The 15,059-nt window shown below is 50.7% G+C and carries 17 protein-coding genes; 12 read left to right on the top strand and 5 right to left on the bottom strand.

Annotation, left to right across the window (positions count from 1 at the left end):
- The first annotated feature begins 281 nt into the window (after positions 1 to 281).
- Positions 282 to 668 (top strand): S1 RNA-binding domain-containing protein, encoded by a 387-nt coding sequence (locus QQZ12_RS10665; protein WP_022737004.1) that lies wholly within the window; start codon positions 282 to 284, stop codon positions 666 to 668.
- 119 nt (positions 669 to 787) lie between these two features.
- On the opposite strand, the gene mnmM is transcribed toward QQZ12_RS10665, so the two are convergent.
- Together mnmM and mnmL are read right to left on the bottom strand one after the other, a co-directional pair.
- Positions 788 to 1,387 carry a tRNA 5-(aminomethyl)-2-thiouridylate-methyltransferase MnmM gene (gene mnmM / locus QQZ12_RS10670; protein WP_284724411.1) on the bottom strand — a complete coding sequence of 200 codons (600 nt, stop codon included), beginning with the start codon at positions 1,385 to 1,387 and terminating at the stop codon, positions 788 to 790.
- A gap of 6 nt (positions 1,388 to 1,393) precedes the next feature.
- On the bottom strand, positions 1,394 to 2,377 hold the full coding sequence (mnmL, locus tag QQZ12_RS10675) for a tRNA modification radical SAM protein MnmL/YtqA (RefSeq protein ID WP_431606308.1): 984 nt from the start codon (positions 2,375 to 2,377) through the stop codon (positions 1,394 to 1,396).
- 199 nt (positions 2,378 to 2,576) lie between these two features.
- On the opposite strand from mnmL, the gene QQZ12_RS10680 reads away from it, so the two are divergent.
- The 8 genes from QQZ12_RS10680 to QQZ12_RS10715 all read left to right on the top strand — a co-directional run bounded on the left by QQZ12_RS10680 (position 2,577) and on the right by QQZ12_RS10715 (position 11,763).
- Positions 2,577 to 3,440 (top strand): Cof-type HAD-IIB family hydrolase, encoded by an 864-nt coding sequence (locus tag QQZ12_RS10680; protein ID WP_284724413.1) that lies wholly within the window; start codon positions 2,577 to 2,579, stop codon positions 3,438 to 3,440.
- Positions 3,441 to 3,520: 80 nt separating this feature from the next.
- The gene (locus QQZ12_RS10685) at positions 3,521 to 4,843 is read left to right on the top strand and encodes a hemolysin family protein (protein WP_321195648.1); all 1,323 of its coding nucleotides are present in this window, start codon (positions 3,521 to 3,523) and stop codon (positions 4,841 to 4,843) included.
- A gap of 713 nt (positions 4,844 to 5,556) precedes the next feature.
- The gene (gene pdhA / locus QQZ12_RS10690) at positions 5,557 to 6,636 is read left to right on the top strand and encodes a pyruvate dehydrogenase (acetyl-transferring) E1 component subunit alpha (protein ID WP_223248120.1); all 1,080 of its coding nucleotides are present in this window, start codon (positions 5,557 to 5,559) and stop codon (positions 6,634 to 6,636) included.
- A 3-nt stretch (positions 6,637 to 6,639) separates the two neighbouring features.
- Positions 6,640 to 7,620 carry an alpha-ketoacid dehydrogenase subunit beta gene (locus QQZ12_RS10695; RefSeq protein ID WP_022736998.1) on the top strand — a complete coding sequence of 327 codons (981 nt, stop codon included), beginning with the start codon at positions 6,640 to 6,642 and terminating at the stop codon, positions 7,618 to 7,620.
- 164 nt (positions 7,621 to 7,784) lie between these two features.
- Positions 7,785 to 9,074 carry a dihydrolipoamide acetyltransferase family protein gene (locus QQZ12_RS10700; protein ID WP_102993260.1) on the top strand — a complete coding sequence of 430 codons (1,290 nt, stop codon included), beginning with the start codon at positions 7,785 to 7,787 and terminating at the stop codon, positions 9,072 to 9,074.
- A 1-nt stretch (position 9,075) separates the two neighbouring features.
- Positions 9,076 to 10,497: a dihydrolipoyl dehydrogenase gene (gene lpdA / locus QQZ12_RS10705; protein WP_284724414.1), complete on the top strand. Its 1,422-nt coding sequence runs from the start codon at positions 9,076 to 9,078 to the stop codon at positions 10,495 to 10,497.
- A gap of 379 nt (positions 10,498 to 10,876) precedes the next feature.
- Positions 10,877 to 11,344: a hypothetical protein gene (locus tag QQZ12_RS10710; protein ID WP_102993258.1), complete on the top strand. Its 468-nt coding sequence runs from the start codon at positions 10,877 to 10,879 to the stop codon at positions 11,342 to 11,344.
- Between the two features lie 26 nt (positions 11,345 to 11,370).
- Positions 11,371 to 11,763: an acyl-CoA thioesterase gene (locus QQZ12_RS10715; RefSeq protein ID WP_102993257.1), complete on the top strand. Its 393-nt coding sequence runs from the start codon at positions 11,371 to 11,373 to the stop codon at positions 11,761 to 11,763.
- A 96-nt stretch (positions 11,764 to 11,859) separates the two neighbouring features.
- On the opposite strand, the gene QQZ12_RS10720 is transcribed toward QQZ12_RS10715, so the two are convergent.
- On the bottom strand, positions 11,860 to 12,090 hold the full coding sequence (locus tag QQZ12_RS10720) for a DUF1128 domain-containing protein (protein WP_102993256.1): 231 nt from the start codon (positions 12,088 to 12,090) through the stop codon (positions 11,860 to 11,862).
- 102 nt (positions 12,091 to 12,192) lie between these two features.
- On the opposite strand from QQZ12_RS10720, the gene QQZ12_RS10725 reads away from it, so the two are divergent.
- Positions 12,193 to 12,594, top strand: coding sequence for a DUF309 domain-containing protein (locus QQZ12_RS10725; protein ID WP_102993255.1), 402 nt, complete (start codon positions 12,193 to 12,195; stop codon positions 12,592 to 12,594).
- A gap of 71 nt (positions 12,595 to 12,665) precedes the next feature.
- On the opposite strand, the gene QQZ12_RS10730 is transcribed toward QQZ12_RS10725, so the two are convergent.
- Both QQZ12_RS10730 and QQZ12_RS10735 read right to left on the bottom strand, forming a co-directional pair.
- Complete coding sequence (locus QQZ12_RS10730) at positions 12,666 to 13,244, bottom strand: YdcF family protein (protein WP_284724416.1); 579 nt, start codon at positions 13,242 to 13,244, stop codon at positions 12,666 to 12,668.
- Between the two features lie 78 nt (positions 13,245 to 13,322).
- Positions 13,323 to 13,634 (bottom strand): hypothetical protein, encoded by a 312-nt coding sequence (locus QQZ12_RS10735; RefSeq protein ID WP_284724417.1) that lies wholly within the window; start codon positions 13,632 to 13,634, stop codon positions 13,323 to 13,325.
- 216 nt (positions 13,635 to 13,850) lie between these two features.
- On the opposite strand from QQZ12_RS10735, the gene tpx reads away from it, so the two are divergent.
- Together tpx and thpR are read left to right on the top strand one after the other, a co-directional pair.
- Positions 13,851 to 14,372: a thiol peroxidase gene (gene tpx / locus QQZ12_RS10740; protein ID WP_022736989.1), complete on the top strand. Its 522-nt coding sequence runs from the start codon at positions 13,851 to 13,853 to the stop codon at positions 14,370 to 14,372.
- Between the two features lie 69 nt (positions 14,373 to 14,441).
- A complete protein-coding gene (gene thpR / locus QQZ12_RS10745; protein ID WP_054096266.1) occupies positions 14,442 to 15,035 on the top strand; it encodes an RNA 2',3'-cyclic phosphodiesterase in 594 nt (197 codons plus the stop codon).
- Positions 15,036 to 15,059: the final 24 nt, after the last annotated feature.

Genomic DNA, 15,059 nt, shown 5'->3' on the forward strand with positions numbered 1-15,059 from the left:
GGTATAAATGATTAAATATGCAGGGTTCATTATGAAAATTGAGTGATTTGCAAACATCACTCAACGGTTCATGGCGTTGGCGGAAACGGGTTACACTAAAGGAAGGCCGAGGGTAGAGGCATATTTCCCGCCTATTTTCCCATATATTGTTGGTAGGGGAGAGGGCACGAAGCCTTGATAACTCTACGAATCATATTCTTTGCTGGGATAAATACCCGTTGACTTTTCAAAAAATAAATGGTACTTTTGTACAGAATGAATTCCACTTCGGGAGTGTTATAATGAGCGAGTTAAAGGAAGGGGCCGTCGTACAGGGAGAAGTGATTTCCACTAAACCTTTCGGAGCCTTTATTAAATTAGAATCAGGAGAAACAGGTTTAGTTCACATCTCTCAAATTTCGACAAAGTATGTAGAAAAAGTTGAAGATGTATTGCAAGTAGGTGCTACAGTAAAAACGAAAGTGTTGTCCATTGATCCGTCAGGCAAAATCTCCTTGTCGATCAAAGCACTGAGCGATGATCGGCCGCGCGAGAAAAGGGGCGGGGACCGTCGAGGTGGCGGCCGCAACAAAAACTCGGGCGATTTCGAGGACATGATGAAAAAATGGATGAAGAGCAGCGAAGAGCGCTTGAGTGCACTTGCGGCAAAACAAAAACGGAATCGTTAACGCGACGGCAGTTCAATATTTGAACATAACATCTTCCAGATGGGAGATGTTTTTTTGTGCATTTAGTGGCATGAAAAGCTTGCGTGGATTGAGCCCAAGCAGGAAAAAAAGGGTGATGGTCAAGAAAGACCGTCACCCCTTTTTTTCACGTGCTTTTTTTCGATCAATAGCAGGGAAGGTGCTTGGTTTCGGTTGATGGTTTGTTGCCACATCACTTGATAGGCGTGGGCGGGGAGGGAACGGGCCCAATCGATGACAGCGCGTGCCTCTTCCGCCCCACCGGGATGGCCGGTGTACAGGGCTACGCTGAGAATGCCCCCTGTTGCCATCCACGAGGTCGCTGCTTCCAGCGCGTGTAAGGTGGTGTGCGGTTGGGTGATCACCTGTTCATCTCCGTGCGGGAGATACCCTAAGTTAAACATGAAGGCGCGAACAAGTCCGCGTGTATCATCGGGCAGCTGTTCCGCCAATAAATGGTGGCTGGTGTGGAATAAAGTTACCCGCTCGCGTCGGCCGGCTTGTTGCAACCGGGTGTGGGTGCGGTCGATCGCCGCCTGTTGGATATCAAATCCGTAAACATGGCCGGTTGGGCCCACGCATTCAGCCAGAAATAAGGTATCATGGCCATTGCCAATCGTGCCGTCCACGGCGATGGAGCCAGGCGGGCAGGCGGCTTTCACTGCGGCATGGGCGCTGGCCAGGATGGAAGGTAGGATCATAGCTCATCACACCCTATTCGGATGGAGACGCTCAGCGTTGCGGGGTTGGGCGTTTTTGCCTTGCCAGGAGTTGCGCCGCACCAGCTCGGCATCGATCGCATTGAGCACTTCCCACTTTTTGCGGCTCCACATCGGGCCGATCAACAAATCAGGCGGGCCATCCCCAGTCACGCGATGGATCACCACGTCGGGAGGCAGCATTTCCAAGGAGTCAGCTACCAGCCGGACATATTGGTCTTGCTCCAAAAATTGGACTAGCCCCGCTTCGTACTGCTTGACCATAGGGGTGTTTTTCAACAGGTGCAACAAGTGGATTTTCATGCCCTGAATATCCATGTTGGCGCAAGCTTCCACTGTCTGGAGCATCATTTCTTCTGTTTCGCCCGGCAAGCCGTGGATGATGTGGGCGCATGTGCGGATGCCGTGCTTGCGCAACTTTGCTACGCCTTCTAGGAAACATTCGTAATCATGCCCGCGGTTGACGAGTTTAGATGTCTCTTCGTGGATCGATTGCAGGCCCAGCTCAACCCACAGGTAAGTGCGCTGATTCAGTTCGGCCAGATATTCGACCACATCGTCCGGCAAGCAATCGGGGCGCGTGGCAATCGATAAGCCGACCACCCCTTCTTGCTCCAGAATCACTTCGTACATCTCCCGTAGTTCTTCCACCGGCGCGTACGTGTTGCTAAATGCTTGGAAATATCCGATGTACTTGGCGTCGGGCCACTTGGTGTGCATGCGCTCTTTTACATCGTGAAATTGTTTGAGCAAGTCATCGCGGCGATTCCCCGCGAAGTCACCCGAACCGCGGGCGCTACAAAAGGTGCATCCTCCGATAGCGGCTTTGCCGTCGCGGTTGGGGCAGGTGAACCCGCCATCTAAGGACACCTTGAAGATCTTTTCGCCGAATACTTGGCGCAGATGGTGGTTCCATGTATGAAAACGTTTATCTCCCCACAGGCGGGGAGTTTGTTGTTCTGTCGTTTGCATTGCACTCATCCTTGTCCATTAAAGGTCTGTCCCTATTATACACAATTTGCCCGGCCCATGCGGTTTAAAACCATGAAGCACATCGGCTCCTGACAGAATGGAAAGATTAAACAGCGACGCGCTGTGCGTTAAAGCTGTTTAGTCGGAATGAAACAAGGGAATGAAACGCTTGTTATAAAGAAGGGAAAGGGTGGATGGTATGGTGAAGTTAATCGCCATCGATATGGATGGAACCCTGTTGGACCATGAAGGGCGGGTAAGTGAGGCCAATCGGCAAGCAATCGCCGCGGCGCAGGCCAAAGGCGTGGTGGTGGCCATCGCGACGGGCCGTTCGTATCATGGTGCCCGCAGGGTGTTGGATGAAATCGAATTTATGGGACCGCTCATTTATTTGAATGGCGCCTGCACTCAGTTGCCAGATGGTGAATTGGTTGAAGAGATCTTCATGCCCCCGGGCAAAGTAGACGAACTGGCGCACTTGCTTAAAGACGGTGGGACATATTATGAGTTTTACACTCGAGATGGAATTTATCGCAACCGTGACGGGATTGAGATCATCAAAGCGGAAATGGACAAGCTTGAACATGTTGACACTTCATTGCACCAATGGTTGGAGAGTTTCACTGAACGCAGGCGTAATCGGATCGAAGATCGGGTGAAAGGGCGGTACGCCGAAGACATTCTGGCTGATCCCTCAATCGGCATCTACAAAGCAGTGGCGCTGTCGAGTGACTTACCTAAATTGAAGCGAGTCAGGCAGCGTGCCGAAGCCGTTTCAGGTGTAGCGGTTTCTGCTTCTTCTGTCTACAACTTTGAAGTGAACGATCAAAAGGCGCAAAAAGGGATCGCGGTGCAAAAGCTGGCGGAGCGTTACGGTGTGCCCATGCAAGAAGTCATGGTGATCGGTGACAACCAGAATGACCGATCCATGATGAAAGTGGCAGGTGTTCCGGTGGCGATGGGCAATGCTGAGGACGAAGTGAAACAGATCTGCCGTTTCGTGACTAAAACCAACACGGAAAACGGTGTGGCGCATGCGATTCACAAGTTTGTTGGGGACTGAACATACCTTGAGAAAAGGTGATATAATACAGAGAAAACATATCTTTTCGCGCTCTTAGGAGGAGAACTTGATTGGAAGACGTGATAGAACCGCTTCTTATGATGTCTTTGGTAGTGTTTTTTGTATTCCTTAACGGATTTTTTGTCGCGGCCGAATTCGCCATAGTCAAGGTGCGATCGACACGGATCGCCCAATTGGAAGACCGGCGCGGCCGGGTCGCGCAGAAAATCCTGGCCAATCTGGACGCCTATCTGTCGGCGACGCAACTAGGGATTACACTGGCTTCCTTGGCGTTGGGTTGGATTGGGGAACCAGCCATCGTCAAATTGATCTCGCCGCTGTTCATCTATCTGGGCATGCCCGAATGGATGATTCATGCGGTGGCGGTGATCATCGCCTTCACCCTCATCACTTTTTTGCACATCGTCTTGGGTGAGATGGCGCCAAAGTCCTGGGCGATTCGCCAAGCGGAATCCGTCACCTTGTGGACGGCCATGCCGCTCAACTGGTTTTATGTCGTTTTCCGACCCTTTATCTACGTCCTGAACAATGCATCCAACTTGTGTTTGCGGTGGTTTGGCGTCGAATCCAATGAAACCCACCAGGCGCACACCGAAGAGGAAATTCGGATGCTGATCGCGCAAAGCCATAAGAGCGGCGTGATTGATCAAACCGAGTTGACCCTGTTTGATAACGTGTTTGACTTCACGGAACGGGTTGCCCGGGAAGTGATGGTACCGCGCGTCAAAATCGTCTGTCTGTATGAGAATGAGCCGTTTCATGCCAATCTGGAGCGGATCAAACAGACGCCGCATACGCGATTCCCATTATGCGGCCGGGACAAGGATGACATCAAGGGGATTGTGCACATTCGCGACGTGTATCAGCTGATGACAGAAGGAATAGAGCCGAATCTCTTGGAGTTGGCCCGGCCGGCTACCGTTGTGCCAGAAACGATGGAAGTGAAGGACATCTTGCGCCAATTGCAAAAAAATCGCGCGGGGATGGCGATTGTCGTTGATGAATATGGCGGAACGGCCGGCATTTTGACTACCGAAGATATCATAGAGGAGATTTTCGGTGAGATCCAAGACGAGTTTGACAATGAACGGCCTCATATCCTGCGGAAGGGACGTAATGCGTCCATTGATGCGGGGTTGTTGATTGAAGATGTGAATGAATTGCTTCACATTCAGATTGAAGACCAGGATAATGACACGATCGGTGGTTGGTTGTTTTCGGAATTGGAGAAGGTGCCGAGCGTGGGTGACCAGGTCGCTTTTGGAGAATGGCTGTTCACTGTGGAAGAAATGGATCAGTTGCGGATCTCCCGAATTATGGCGTCACCGCTGACGCAAGAGGATCAAGCGCCCGATGAGAAGTTGTTGCCGACTTCTTCCTAGGGGGATGTTTGGAACCCAGTTTGGGTTCCTTTTTTTATATCCCATAAAATAATAAACTCAGGAAAGGGCTCCTGAGTTTGGCTTGGTAATTATTAGGGAGATGGCGCTGATTGGCTACACCCGTTCATTTATTGTTTTAACTGCTTGGAGGGTCTGCTTCTAAAATAAAATTCATCTAACGTCACCTCTTTTGCTGCGAAATACATCCATTATGTCTTTGTTATGTAATTGTACTTCAATTCGAAACAAATTTTCAATATAATTAGTAAATGCATTTTATATAGCGACAATCCATTTTTCTAATTATTACTTTATCGTGCAAATGCAATTGTATTATTATGATTATTCTGTATTTATTTTTCTCTGCGTTTATGCGAAAATAGCGAAGCGGTTTAAGGAAGAATAAAAGAGCAGGGAATCTTTTATGGTTGGTAAATTTATTCAAGAGGGTGAAACAGAAAACAGTCATGTCATGATTTAAAAGTTTAATGTACATCTTAAAGGAGAGAGGTTGATTGACAAATTTTTTATCAGTTGTATTATTGAATTATGAGCGTTTGTTTCAACAGGGGAAATTGAAGAATAGCAATTGATTTCCGGAGTGATCCTCATCCTGTACTAAAACAGATTGCGGTTATAGTTATAACAGTGAAACGTTTTCACTGAGACTTATAAAATGGGGTGATACCATGGCGAAGACCAAACAACGCAACATGTTTGGAAATGCTGAAGTTCGGTTACAACCGATTGAGCCGTTTGCCGTTCTGTCTGTAGAAGGTAAAGTGGTGAATAAAGATGCAATGCCAAAGTTGAGCGACGAGCAACTGCGGGAATTGATGAGACGCATGGTGTTTACCCGCGTCTGGGATCAGCGCGCGGTCAACCTGGCTCGACAAGGGCGTCTTGGTTTCTATGCGCCTGTGTCGGGTCAAGAGGCGACGATGATCGGTAGTGAATTCGCGCTTAACAAAGACGATTTCATCCTGCCGGGCTATCGTGACATTCCGCAATTGTACTGGCACGGTTATCCGATGTACCAGGCGTTCCTGTGGTCCAAAGGGCATATCCACGGCGGACAAATCCCTGAAGATGTGCATGTGCTGATGCCGCAAATCATCATCGGTGCACAATACGTGCAAACCTCCGGCGTAGCGATGGCTTTCAAACAGCGCGGTGAGAAACGTGTGGCCATCACCTTCACCGGAGACGGTGGTAGCTCGCAAGGGGATTTCTATGAAGCAATGAACTTTGCTGGCGTCTATAAGCTACCTGCTATCTTCGTGGTGCAAAACAACGGTTATGCGATCTCCACACCGTTCAAGAAACAAACGAATGCTGCTTCTATTGCGCAAAAAGGGGTAGCCGCCGGCGTTCGCAGCATTCAAGTAGACGGGTTTGACGTGCTGGCTGTGTACCAAGCTGTGCACGATGCAGCAGAACGCGCCCGCAACGGTGAAGGCCCAACATTGATCGAAGCGATCAACTACCGCCTTGGACCGCACTCGATGTCGGGTGACGACCCAACCCGCTACCGCGCCAAAGATGAGCCATCTGAGTACGACGAGAAAGAACCGTTGGTTCGTTTCCGCCGTTACCTCGAATCCAAAGGTCTGTGGACGGAAGCGGATGAAAACCAAGTGATTGAAGAAGCGAAACAAGCTGTAACAGATGCGATCAAGAAAGCCGAGTCTTATGAGAAGATGACGGTGGATCAATTGATCGATGCGATGTACGAAGTTACTCCTCCGCATCTGGAAAAACAGAAAGCAGAGTTCGCAAAGGAGGGTAAATAAACCATGCCACAAATGACAATGGTGAAAGCGATCAATGATGCCATGCGCGTGGAACTGAAGCGCGACCCAAACGTCATGGTATTTGGTGAAGATGTGGGAACCAACGGCGGCGTTTTCCGTGCAACCGACGGTTTGCAAAAAGAGTTTGGTGAACACCGCGTGCTTGACACCCCGCTGGCGGAGTCTGGCATCGGCGGTCTGGCTGTAGGCCTGGCTGTCCAAGGTTTCCGTCCGATTGCTGAGATTCAGTTCATCGGTTTTACTCCAGAAGCGTTTGACTCTATCGCGGTGCAAGCTCCGCGGATGCGTTACCGCTCCGGTGGCCGTTATTCCGCTCCAATCGTATTCCGCACGCCATTTGGCGCGGGTGTGAAGGCGCCAGAGTTGCATGCCGACAGCTTGGAAGCGTGGTTGACCAAAACTCCGGGGATCAAAGTGGTTTGCCCATCCAACCCTTATGATGCCAAAGGATTGTTGATCTCGGCGATCCGCGACAACGACCCGGTCTTCTTCATGGAGCATTTGAAATTGTACTTCGCATTGAAAGGTGAAGTGCCAGAAGGCGAATACACCGTACCGATTGGCAAAGCCAACGTTGTGCGGGAAGGATCAGATATCACCGTGATCACGTACGGTGCGATGGTGCATACTGCGATGAAAGCAGCAGAGCAAGCGGAAAAAGAGCGTGGCACGAAAGTAGAAGTGATTGACTTGCGCACCCTGAGCCCGCTGGATGTTGAAACCATCGTCAGCTCGGTTGAAAAAACCGGCCGTGCCATCGTCTTGCAAGAGGCGCCATACTCTGCTGGCGTGGCCGCAGATGTGATTGCGCTGATCAACGAGCACGCTATTCTCAAATTGGAAGCGCCGGTAAAACGCGTGACACCGCCGGATACGCATTTGGCTTACCAATTGATCGAAGATCAGTGGGTGCCGGATGCCGCGCGCGTTGTGAAGGCGATCAACGAAGTGCTCGACTTCTGATGAGATTGGAACGGACAACCTGTGTACTGTTGCATGTTTGGCATGGTACATAGCAATGAGCGGTGGTCATACCCGCCACGAAATCAGTGGTCGGGTCACCGCCTTCTTTTTCATGACGAGATTGAACAAAACTAAGTAGCTGAGTCAGATAGGAGGTTGCTCTCGTGGCATACGAATTTCAATTGCCTGATGTTGGTGAAGGAATCCACGAAGGTGAGATAGTAAAGCTTCATGTCAATGTGGGAGACAAAATCGAAGAGTTTGACGTGTTCGCTGAGGTGCAAACCGACAAGGCGGTAGTGGAAATCACTTCACCAGTCACGGGCACGGTTCGCGAACTGAAAGTGAAAGAAGGGGATATTGCCCTCGTTCACTCTACCATCGCTCTGATCGATGTGGAAGGCGCCGAACCGGCTCCGGCAACCGAAGCGCCTGCTAAAGAGGAAGCGGCGCAAGCGGAAAAAGCTCCGGCTGAACCGGTTCAAGTGGAGTCGGCCAAAACGGAAACACCGGCTAAACGCGGCAATGTGTCGGCTATGCCGTCCGTGCGTAAGCTGGCGCGCGAATTGGGCGTAGACATCACACAAGTGCCGGGAACGGGCAAACATGGACGTATCTCGGCTGAAGATGTGCGCAACTTTGCGGCTGGCGGCAAACAAGCAGCTGCTCCGGCGGAAACAGTTGCTGAAGCGCCTGCGACCAAAGCGGCATCTGGTGTGGCACCGTCCAAAACAGCCATCGAAACCGTCGGCACAGAAGAGCGCATCCCATTGCGTGGTATTCGTCGCACCATCGCGACACGCATGGTGGAAAGCAAGCACACCGCACCGCATGTGCACATCATGGATGAATTTGATGTGACCGAACTGGTTGAGTTGCGCAGCTGGGGCAAAAGCATCGCGCAAGAGCGCAACATCAAATTGACATATCTGCCGTTTATCATGAAAGCGGTCGTTGCGGCCCTGCGCGAGTTCCCGACCTTAAATGCTTCGATTGATGATGAAAACCAAGAGATCGTCATTAAGCATTACTACCACATCGGTATGGCCGCGGCGACCGACAATGGGCTACTGGTGCCAGTCATCAAAGATGTGGATCGCAAATCCATGTTTGACTTGGCGGAAGAAACGGCTGACAAAGCGAGCCGCGCGCGCCAAATGAAGCTGGATGCAAGTGAGATGAAAGGAAGCACCTTCACCATTTCCAGCTTGGGTAATCTAGGGGGCCAATTGTTCACCCCGATTATCAACTATCCGGAAGTGGCCATCTTGGGTGTCGGAGCGATCAAAGAAAAGCCGGTTGTGCATAACGGAGAAATCGTCATCCGTCCGCAACTGCACGTTTCCTTGGGCTTTGACCACCGCCTGATCGACGGAGATGTCGCTGCCCGGTTCTTAAGCCGCTTGAAACAGCTCTTGGAAAATCCAAAACTCTTGATGATGGAGATGAGATAAGATGGTAGTAGGTGATTTGGCACAAGAAGTGGATGTTCTCGTCATCGGTTCCGGCCCAGGAGGATATGTTGCGGCCATTCGTGCGGCCCAGCTGGGACGTTCTGTAGCGATTGTAGATAAAGATACGGTTGGCGGCGTTTGCCTCAACCGCGGTTGTATCCCTTCCAAAGCGATCATTTCCGCGTCTGAGCGGTATATGGGGATCAAAGAAGCGGGTGAGATGGGCATTGAAGTGTCCGGCGACGTCAACGTCAACATGCCGAAATTGATCGAGTGGAAAAACGGCGTGGTCAAAAAATTGACCGGCGGCGTGAACAGCCTACTCAAAGGCAATGGAGTGGAGATCATCAGCGGGGAAGCTTATTTCAGCGGACCTAACTCCCTGCGCGTGGTGAGCGAAGATGCTAGCCAAACATACAAGTTTAATGATGTGATCATCGCTACCGGTTCCCGTCCAGCCGAACTGAAAATCCTGCCTTTTGACGGCAAGCGGATTCTTTCCTCCACCGAAGCGCTCAACCTGCAAGAAGTGCCAAAACGCTTTATCGTGGTGGGTGGCGGCTACATCGGTTTGGAGCTGGGTACCGCTTATGCCAAACTTGGCGCAGAGGTAACGATTCTGGAAGGAACCAAATCGTTGTTGCCTGGCACGGATGAAGCTTTGACCAAAATGGTTACCCGCAAGCTGAAAAAACTGGGTGTTACCGTGATCACCGAAGCGATGGTGCAAGGTGGGGAAAACACTGGCGACGAAGTTGTTGTCCGCGCAACCGTGAATGGCGAAGAAAAAACATTCTCTGCTGACTATTGCTTGGTTGCCGTCGGCCGCAAACCCAACACCGATGAATTAGGTTTGGAATTCGCGGGAGTAGAGACGGACGAACGCGGCTTCATCAAAATCGACAAACAATGCCGCACCAATGTAGAGCACATTTACGCGATTGGCGATTGCGCAGGTGGCGCGCTGTTGGCTCACAAAGCGAGCTATGAAGCGAAAATCGCGGCGGAAGTGATGTGCGGAATGAACAGCGTGATCGATTATCAAGCGATGCCGTTTGTCATTTTCAGCGATCCGGAAATCGCTTATACCGGTCTCACCGAGGCACAAGCCAAGGAGGAAGGGTATGATCCGGTGGTAAGCCGTTTCGCCTTTGCGGCTAACGGTCGGGCTCTGTCCATGAACCATGCGGACGGCTTCGTGCAAATCGTGGCGGACAAAGAAACCAAGCAAGTCTTGGGTGTGCAAATTGTCGGTCCAGAAGCGTCCACTTTGATTGGCGAGGCTGTGTTTGCGGTGGAGATGGGTGCAAACGCCGAAGACATCGCGCTGACCATCCATGCTCATCCGACCCTGCCAGAGACGATCATGGAAGCGGCGGAAGGTGTGTTGGGACACGCTATTCACATGGTGAACAAGAAGTAACGCACAGCGCCAAAACAAGCCCCCAACCTGTCTTGGGGGCTTTTTCCTTTGCACATTTGACGAAAATTTAAAAATAATCCCCCGTTCCTCTTATTGGAAAGGTTTTCAGATATAATAATAAATTGAACAGGGAAAAAATTCAGCTTCCCTGTTCATTTCAACTTAACGCAAATCAACGAAAACAACGAATACATCGGAACGAATAAGCGAAGCGGATATTGAGGCAAAAAGTCAGGGCGAATAAAGCGGTTGCCGTCGGCGTCCCTTGTATTTGTCATTTTCATTCATCCGGGGCCGACTTGGCAGCCGCACATTGCATTCGCAAGAGATGAAGCAAATGGTGACATGGTTTTCGGTTTTATTATAGGGGGCATCCATAATGAAAATGAGGGAATTGATTCCATCGTTGAAGAAGTTGAATATTAAAGTACAATCAATCAGCACAATGGAATTAAATCCTGACCAAATGCACACCGTTTTTCACATCATCAATGAAATCGCAGACCACCAACCTGAGACGGACATGTTGTTGCATGGAGAATGGTCGCGCTATCGGCAAAGCTTTTTGAAGCAACGGCTACTGCATGGTTGGCGCAAGATTCGAACGGCTTTCTACTTGGAGCGTCTGGCGCCGCATGATGCGTATGCGGAGCTGGCCGGCCTATTTGAGGCTTGTTTCCATGAGGAGTACCATGAAGTGGGGTTGGAAATGAACATTTTCACTTTGCGGGCTTTTTTGTGGAACCAAGAACACCTGACGGAAAAGATGGGGGCACATCGCGACCGGCAAGGATGGGTGGAATTGCTTGATTTGCTGGATGCGTTGGAACAGGCCGGATACGAGTGAGAAGCGAGAAAGCGGAGGCATGCGATATGAAAACGGTGATTCAAATCGAAGTTCGTCCAACGGAGATTGATGTGATGGGGCATGTGAACAATGCCAAATACCTGGAATACATGGAGTGGAGCCGGGAAGATTGGTACAACCGGGCGGGCTTGCCCTTTGATCTTTTGTCGGAGCAGAACGTGGGCACGGTCACGGTCAACATCAACATCAATTATCGAAAAGAGGCGCGGTTGGGCCAGAAACTGACTGTCAGCACTGAGCCGATCCGCAAAGGGCGCACCAGCTTTGTGCTGAAGCACGAGATTGTGAATGAGCGTGAAGAATTGGTTGCTGATGCGGAAGTGATCAGTTGCACCATCGACTTGAAAGAGCGTAAGGCAGTGCCGTTGCCGGATGCCTTGGCGCAATGCTTTGCCTAAATGAAATAGATGAAATAAACCCCTCTCCCAAACCGGTCAGCGGTTGGAGAGGGGCTTTTCTTAACGGCTCGCGCGCCAATGGTGTGAAAAGCAGGGCTATCCGTTTTGTTTGAGATCTCGCAATTCGTCCAAGACGCCTTCGATTTCCATCATGGTTAAACGGCCCTGTTTTTTTTCAATCATGCGATAGATGTCTAGCAATTCCTCGTATTGTTCCAGCTTAAAGTCATCCGCGGTGATGATTGCGGCGTTGACGATTTTCAGGCTGTCTTTGATCTCCTTAACGATGTGTTCGAGATTTTCGCGCGTGGCTGTTTCCAAATTCACGTAGACGCCATCCTTTCTGTCGTTCGCTTATTATCTATTCTAGCGGAAGCGTGGGCAAAAACATAGGAGCAATTGGTGGTTGCTCCCACGAGAGGTGAACAGATGGCTTATCCGCGATTGTATGTTGATTTTCTTTATTATTTTAACGTGGAACAAGATTATTATGAGTGTCATGAAGTGTTGGAAGAGCTTTGGCTAGAGGAAGGACGGGAACGTTTTTACCAAGGGTTGTTGCAAGTGGCTGTCGGTTTGTACCACCAACGCAACGGAAATCTGGGAGGGGCGGTTAAGTTGTGGACGGCGGCGCTGGAAAAGCTGGCGGCGTACCCTGAGCCGGAGTGGATGGGAATTGATATGGCCGGGGTGATAAAAGAGACCGAAGCGCGGTTGGCGGCTATCAAAGAAGGACGTCCTGGCACATGTGGCACGATGCAAATCCGCATCGTTGATGAGAGGTTGCGGAGCGCAGTAAGGCAACGTTTCATGGCGGAGGAAGGCGAGTGACGGAAGGCTACAGCCGAGCGCGGAATGTGAAAAAGCGCGGGTTCCCCGTTATGGTGGAACCCGCGCCAAGCTTACATCCGCAGCAGTTTCTGCTTAATTAAGGCCAGGCATTCACGCGCTTTGTGGTAAGGTGTGAACAGCACTTGGGAATGAACCGGTGCAGGAGTGGCGCGCACACCCGCTTGCCGTGCATAATTGAGGGCTCGGTACATGTGGTAATCGTGGGTGATGAGGGCGATTTTTTCCCCCTTTGATTGTTTTAGTAATTCGGCGGCGTACTTTAAGTTTTCCTTGGTGTTGTTAGATCGGTCTTCCAATATGAGGTGGTCAGCGTGCACTCCGCGTGCGACGAGGTAACGCTTCATGCCTTCCGCCTCAGTGATCCCGCCCACGCCCAATCCTCCAGATAGCAAGAGATAATCAACCCGCTTTTCTTTGTACAAGCGAAGTGCCAGGTTCAACCGTTCTTTGAGGGCGGGGCTGGGCTGTTGATCCCAAAGGGCGGCTCCTAGGACAATGGCGATGCGGTGATGCTCTGCACTCGGTTCTGAATGGTCATAACGCGAGACGAGGTTCCACAAAGTGCAAAATGGGATGAGTAAGACGATGAGCGTAATCGCTCCGCTGATCATCCATTTATTGGCCAGCATCTTTTATCCACTCCTATTTGACATCTGTTGACGGGGAATAGCGATTCGTTGACTAGGCCGCTTCCCTTTCTATTTATTTCATTCAAATGGGCACGAAGACATGAATGAAGGGTGGGGATGATAAATGGAAAATTTGCCGTTTTCCCGATTGAGGTCAATGACCAAGCCATCCATCCACTTGGCGTCTTGCGGCAACCATGCGAACAGGACGCCGTCGATGCGTTTGGTGTGAAAGGCAGGTGTGGGTTCGGTCATTTCCAAGGCAAACGTTGGTGCACCGCAACCCGAGGTCAGGGAAATGACCCGGAACACCAGCGGCGCCGTGCTTTGTTCTTGCCAGATCAGCCATTTCATCTTTGCCAATGCCAATTCGCTCACTTGGATATTCATTCCGGTATCGCTCCCCTTTAGATCATTTTCTTTGTCACTATAGCATGGATGAAGAAGAATGAAAAATGGGGGCGCAACAGGCATGTTCAAAGGAAAAGTGGATATCCTGTAGATGAATTCAAGTGGGGTGGGCTTATCCGCCTTGGGTGGGGGATTTTCCTGATCTCGGCCTCATGGTAAGATGGAGACGAGCCAAAAAAAAGGAGGCTATATACCATGACGATTGAACGCCAAGCAGCAGTGACCTTTAAAGGAAACCCGGTGACCCTGTTGGGACCGGAATTAAAAGTGGGTGACAAAGCGCCGGACTTCACGGTGTTGGCCAATGATCTGAGCCCGGTGACGCTGGACAGCAGCAAGGGTTCTGTGCGCATCATCAGTGTCGTTCCCTCTGTGGACACGGGCGTGTGCGATATGCAAACACGCCGTTTCAATGAAGAAGCCGCCAAATTGGATGGGGTAAAAGTGCTGACCGTCAGCGTTGATTTGCCATTTGCCCAAAAGCGTTGGTGCGGTGCGGCTGGAGTGGAAAACGTCCAAACCCTGTCTGACCATCGCGACCTCTCTTTTGGTACCGCATATGGTGTAGCGATTAAAGAACTGCGCCTGTTGGCTCGCGCGGTATTTGTCGTTGACCGCAACGATCAGATCGTTTATGTGGAGTATGTACCAGAAGTGACCAACCATCCTGATTATGAGGCGCCTGTGTTGGCGGCTAAAAAAGCATTAAATGCATAATCTACATATGCACCCAAAGTCCAGCTACCCGCATAGCTGGGCTTTGTTTTTAAACAGGAGGGAAGAGCGATGAAGGAAGCATCCACTGAGCGGTATTTTGTGGCTTTGCCCATCCCGGCGGCACAACGAGCCGGATTGAAGGCGTGGGTATACGAAAAGAAGGAAGAATGGCCGTTTACCAAATGGGTGCACGAGGCGGATTATCATCTCACCCTTCAGTTTTTGGGGAATGTTGCTGCGCAGCAACTAAATCAAGTCAAAGAAGCGTTAACGCTGTTGGCACGGGAAACGGTTCCGTTTCGGCTGGCAATGGAGGGGATCGGAACGTTTGGGCGTCCAGATCGCCCCCACATTTTATGGGTAGGTGCAACAGGTGAGCTGGAGCGCTTGCATGCTCTGCAATCGCTGGTGACAGCTAGAATGCGTCCACTCGGCTTTAAGCCCGATGATCGTCCATACCGCCCACACATCACCTTGGCCCGTAAATACCGACAAAGTCGGTTTCCCTATGATCGCCTGAACGAAATAAGCTTGTCGCCAGAGATTGAAGAGCCTTGGTTGGTAGAGGGCGTGGTCTTGTACCGCTCCCACTTGGGTCGCATTCCCATGTATGAGGCAATCGGCTGGTATCCATTTGAACATAAAAAAGAAGAAACGCCGTGATCAGCGTTTCTTCTTTGTTGTTGG

This window comes from Laceyella tengchongensis, assembly GCF_900182735.1.
Taxonomy (GTDB): domain Bacteria; phylum Bacillota; class Bacilli; order Thermoactinomycetales; family Thermoactinomycetaceae; genus Laceyella; species Laceyella tengchongensis.

Excerpts from the sequence above, each read along its gene's own strand:
- QQZ12_RS10665 (WP_022737004.1), top strand. The coding sequence starts at position 282 with ATGAGCGAGTTAAAGGAAGGGGCCGTCGTACAGGGAGAAGTGATTTCC.
- mnmM (WP_284724411.1), bottom strand. The coding sequence starts at position 1,387 with ATGATCCTACCTTCCATCCTGGCCAGCGCCCATGCCGCAGTGAAAGCC.
- mnmL (WP_431606308.1), bottom strand. The coding sequence starts at position 2,377 with ATGCAAACGACAGAACAACAAACTCCCCGCCTGTGGGGAGATAAACGT.
- QQZ12_RS10680 (WP_284724413.1), top strand. The coding sequence starts at position 2,577 with ATGGTGAAGTTAATCGCCATCGATATGGATGGAACCCTGTTGGACCAT.
- pdhA (WP_223248120.1), top strand. The coding sequence starts at position 5,557 with ATGTTTGGAAATGCTGAAGTTCGGTTACAACCGATTGAGCCGTTTGCC.
- QQZ12_RS10695 (WP_022736998.1), top strand. The coding sequence starts at position 6,640 with ATGCCACAAATGACAATGGTGAAAGCGATCAATGATGCCATGCGCGTG.
- lpdA (WP_284724414.1), top strand. The coding sequence starts at position 9,076 with ATGGTAGTAGGTGATTTGGCACAAGAAGTGGATGTTCTCGTCATCGGT.
- QQZ12_RS10710 (WP_102993258.1), top strand. The coding sequence starts at position 10,877 with ATGAAAATGAGGGAATTGATTCCATCGTTGAAGAAGTTGAATATTAAA.
- QQZ12_RS10715 (WP_102993257.1), top strand. The coding sequence starts at position 11,371 with ATGAAAACGGTGATTCAAATCGAAGTTCGTCCAACGGAGATTGATGTG.
- QQZ12_RS10725 (WP_102993255.1), top strand. The coding sequence starts at position 12,193 with ATGGCTTATCCGCGATTGTATGTTGATTTTCTTTATTATTTTAACGTG.
- QQZ12_RS10730 (WP_284724416.1), bottom strand. The coding sequence starts at position 13,244 with ATGCTGGCCAATAAATGGATGATCAGCGGAGCGATTACGCTCATCGTC.
- QQZ12_RS10735 (WP_284724417.1), bottom strand. The coding sequence starts at position 13,634 with ATGAATATCCAAGTGAGCGAATTGGCATTGGCAAAGATGAAATGGCTG.
- tpx (WP_022736989.1), top strand. The coding sequence starts at position 13,851 with ATGACGATTGAACGCCAAGCAGCAGTGACCTTTAAAGGAAACCCGGTG.
- thpR (WP_054096266.1), top strand. The coding sequence starts at position 14,442 with ATGAAGGAAGCATCCACTGAGCGGTATTTTGTGGCTTTGCCCATCCCG.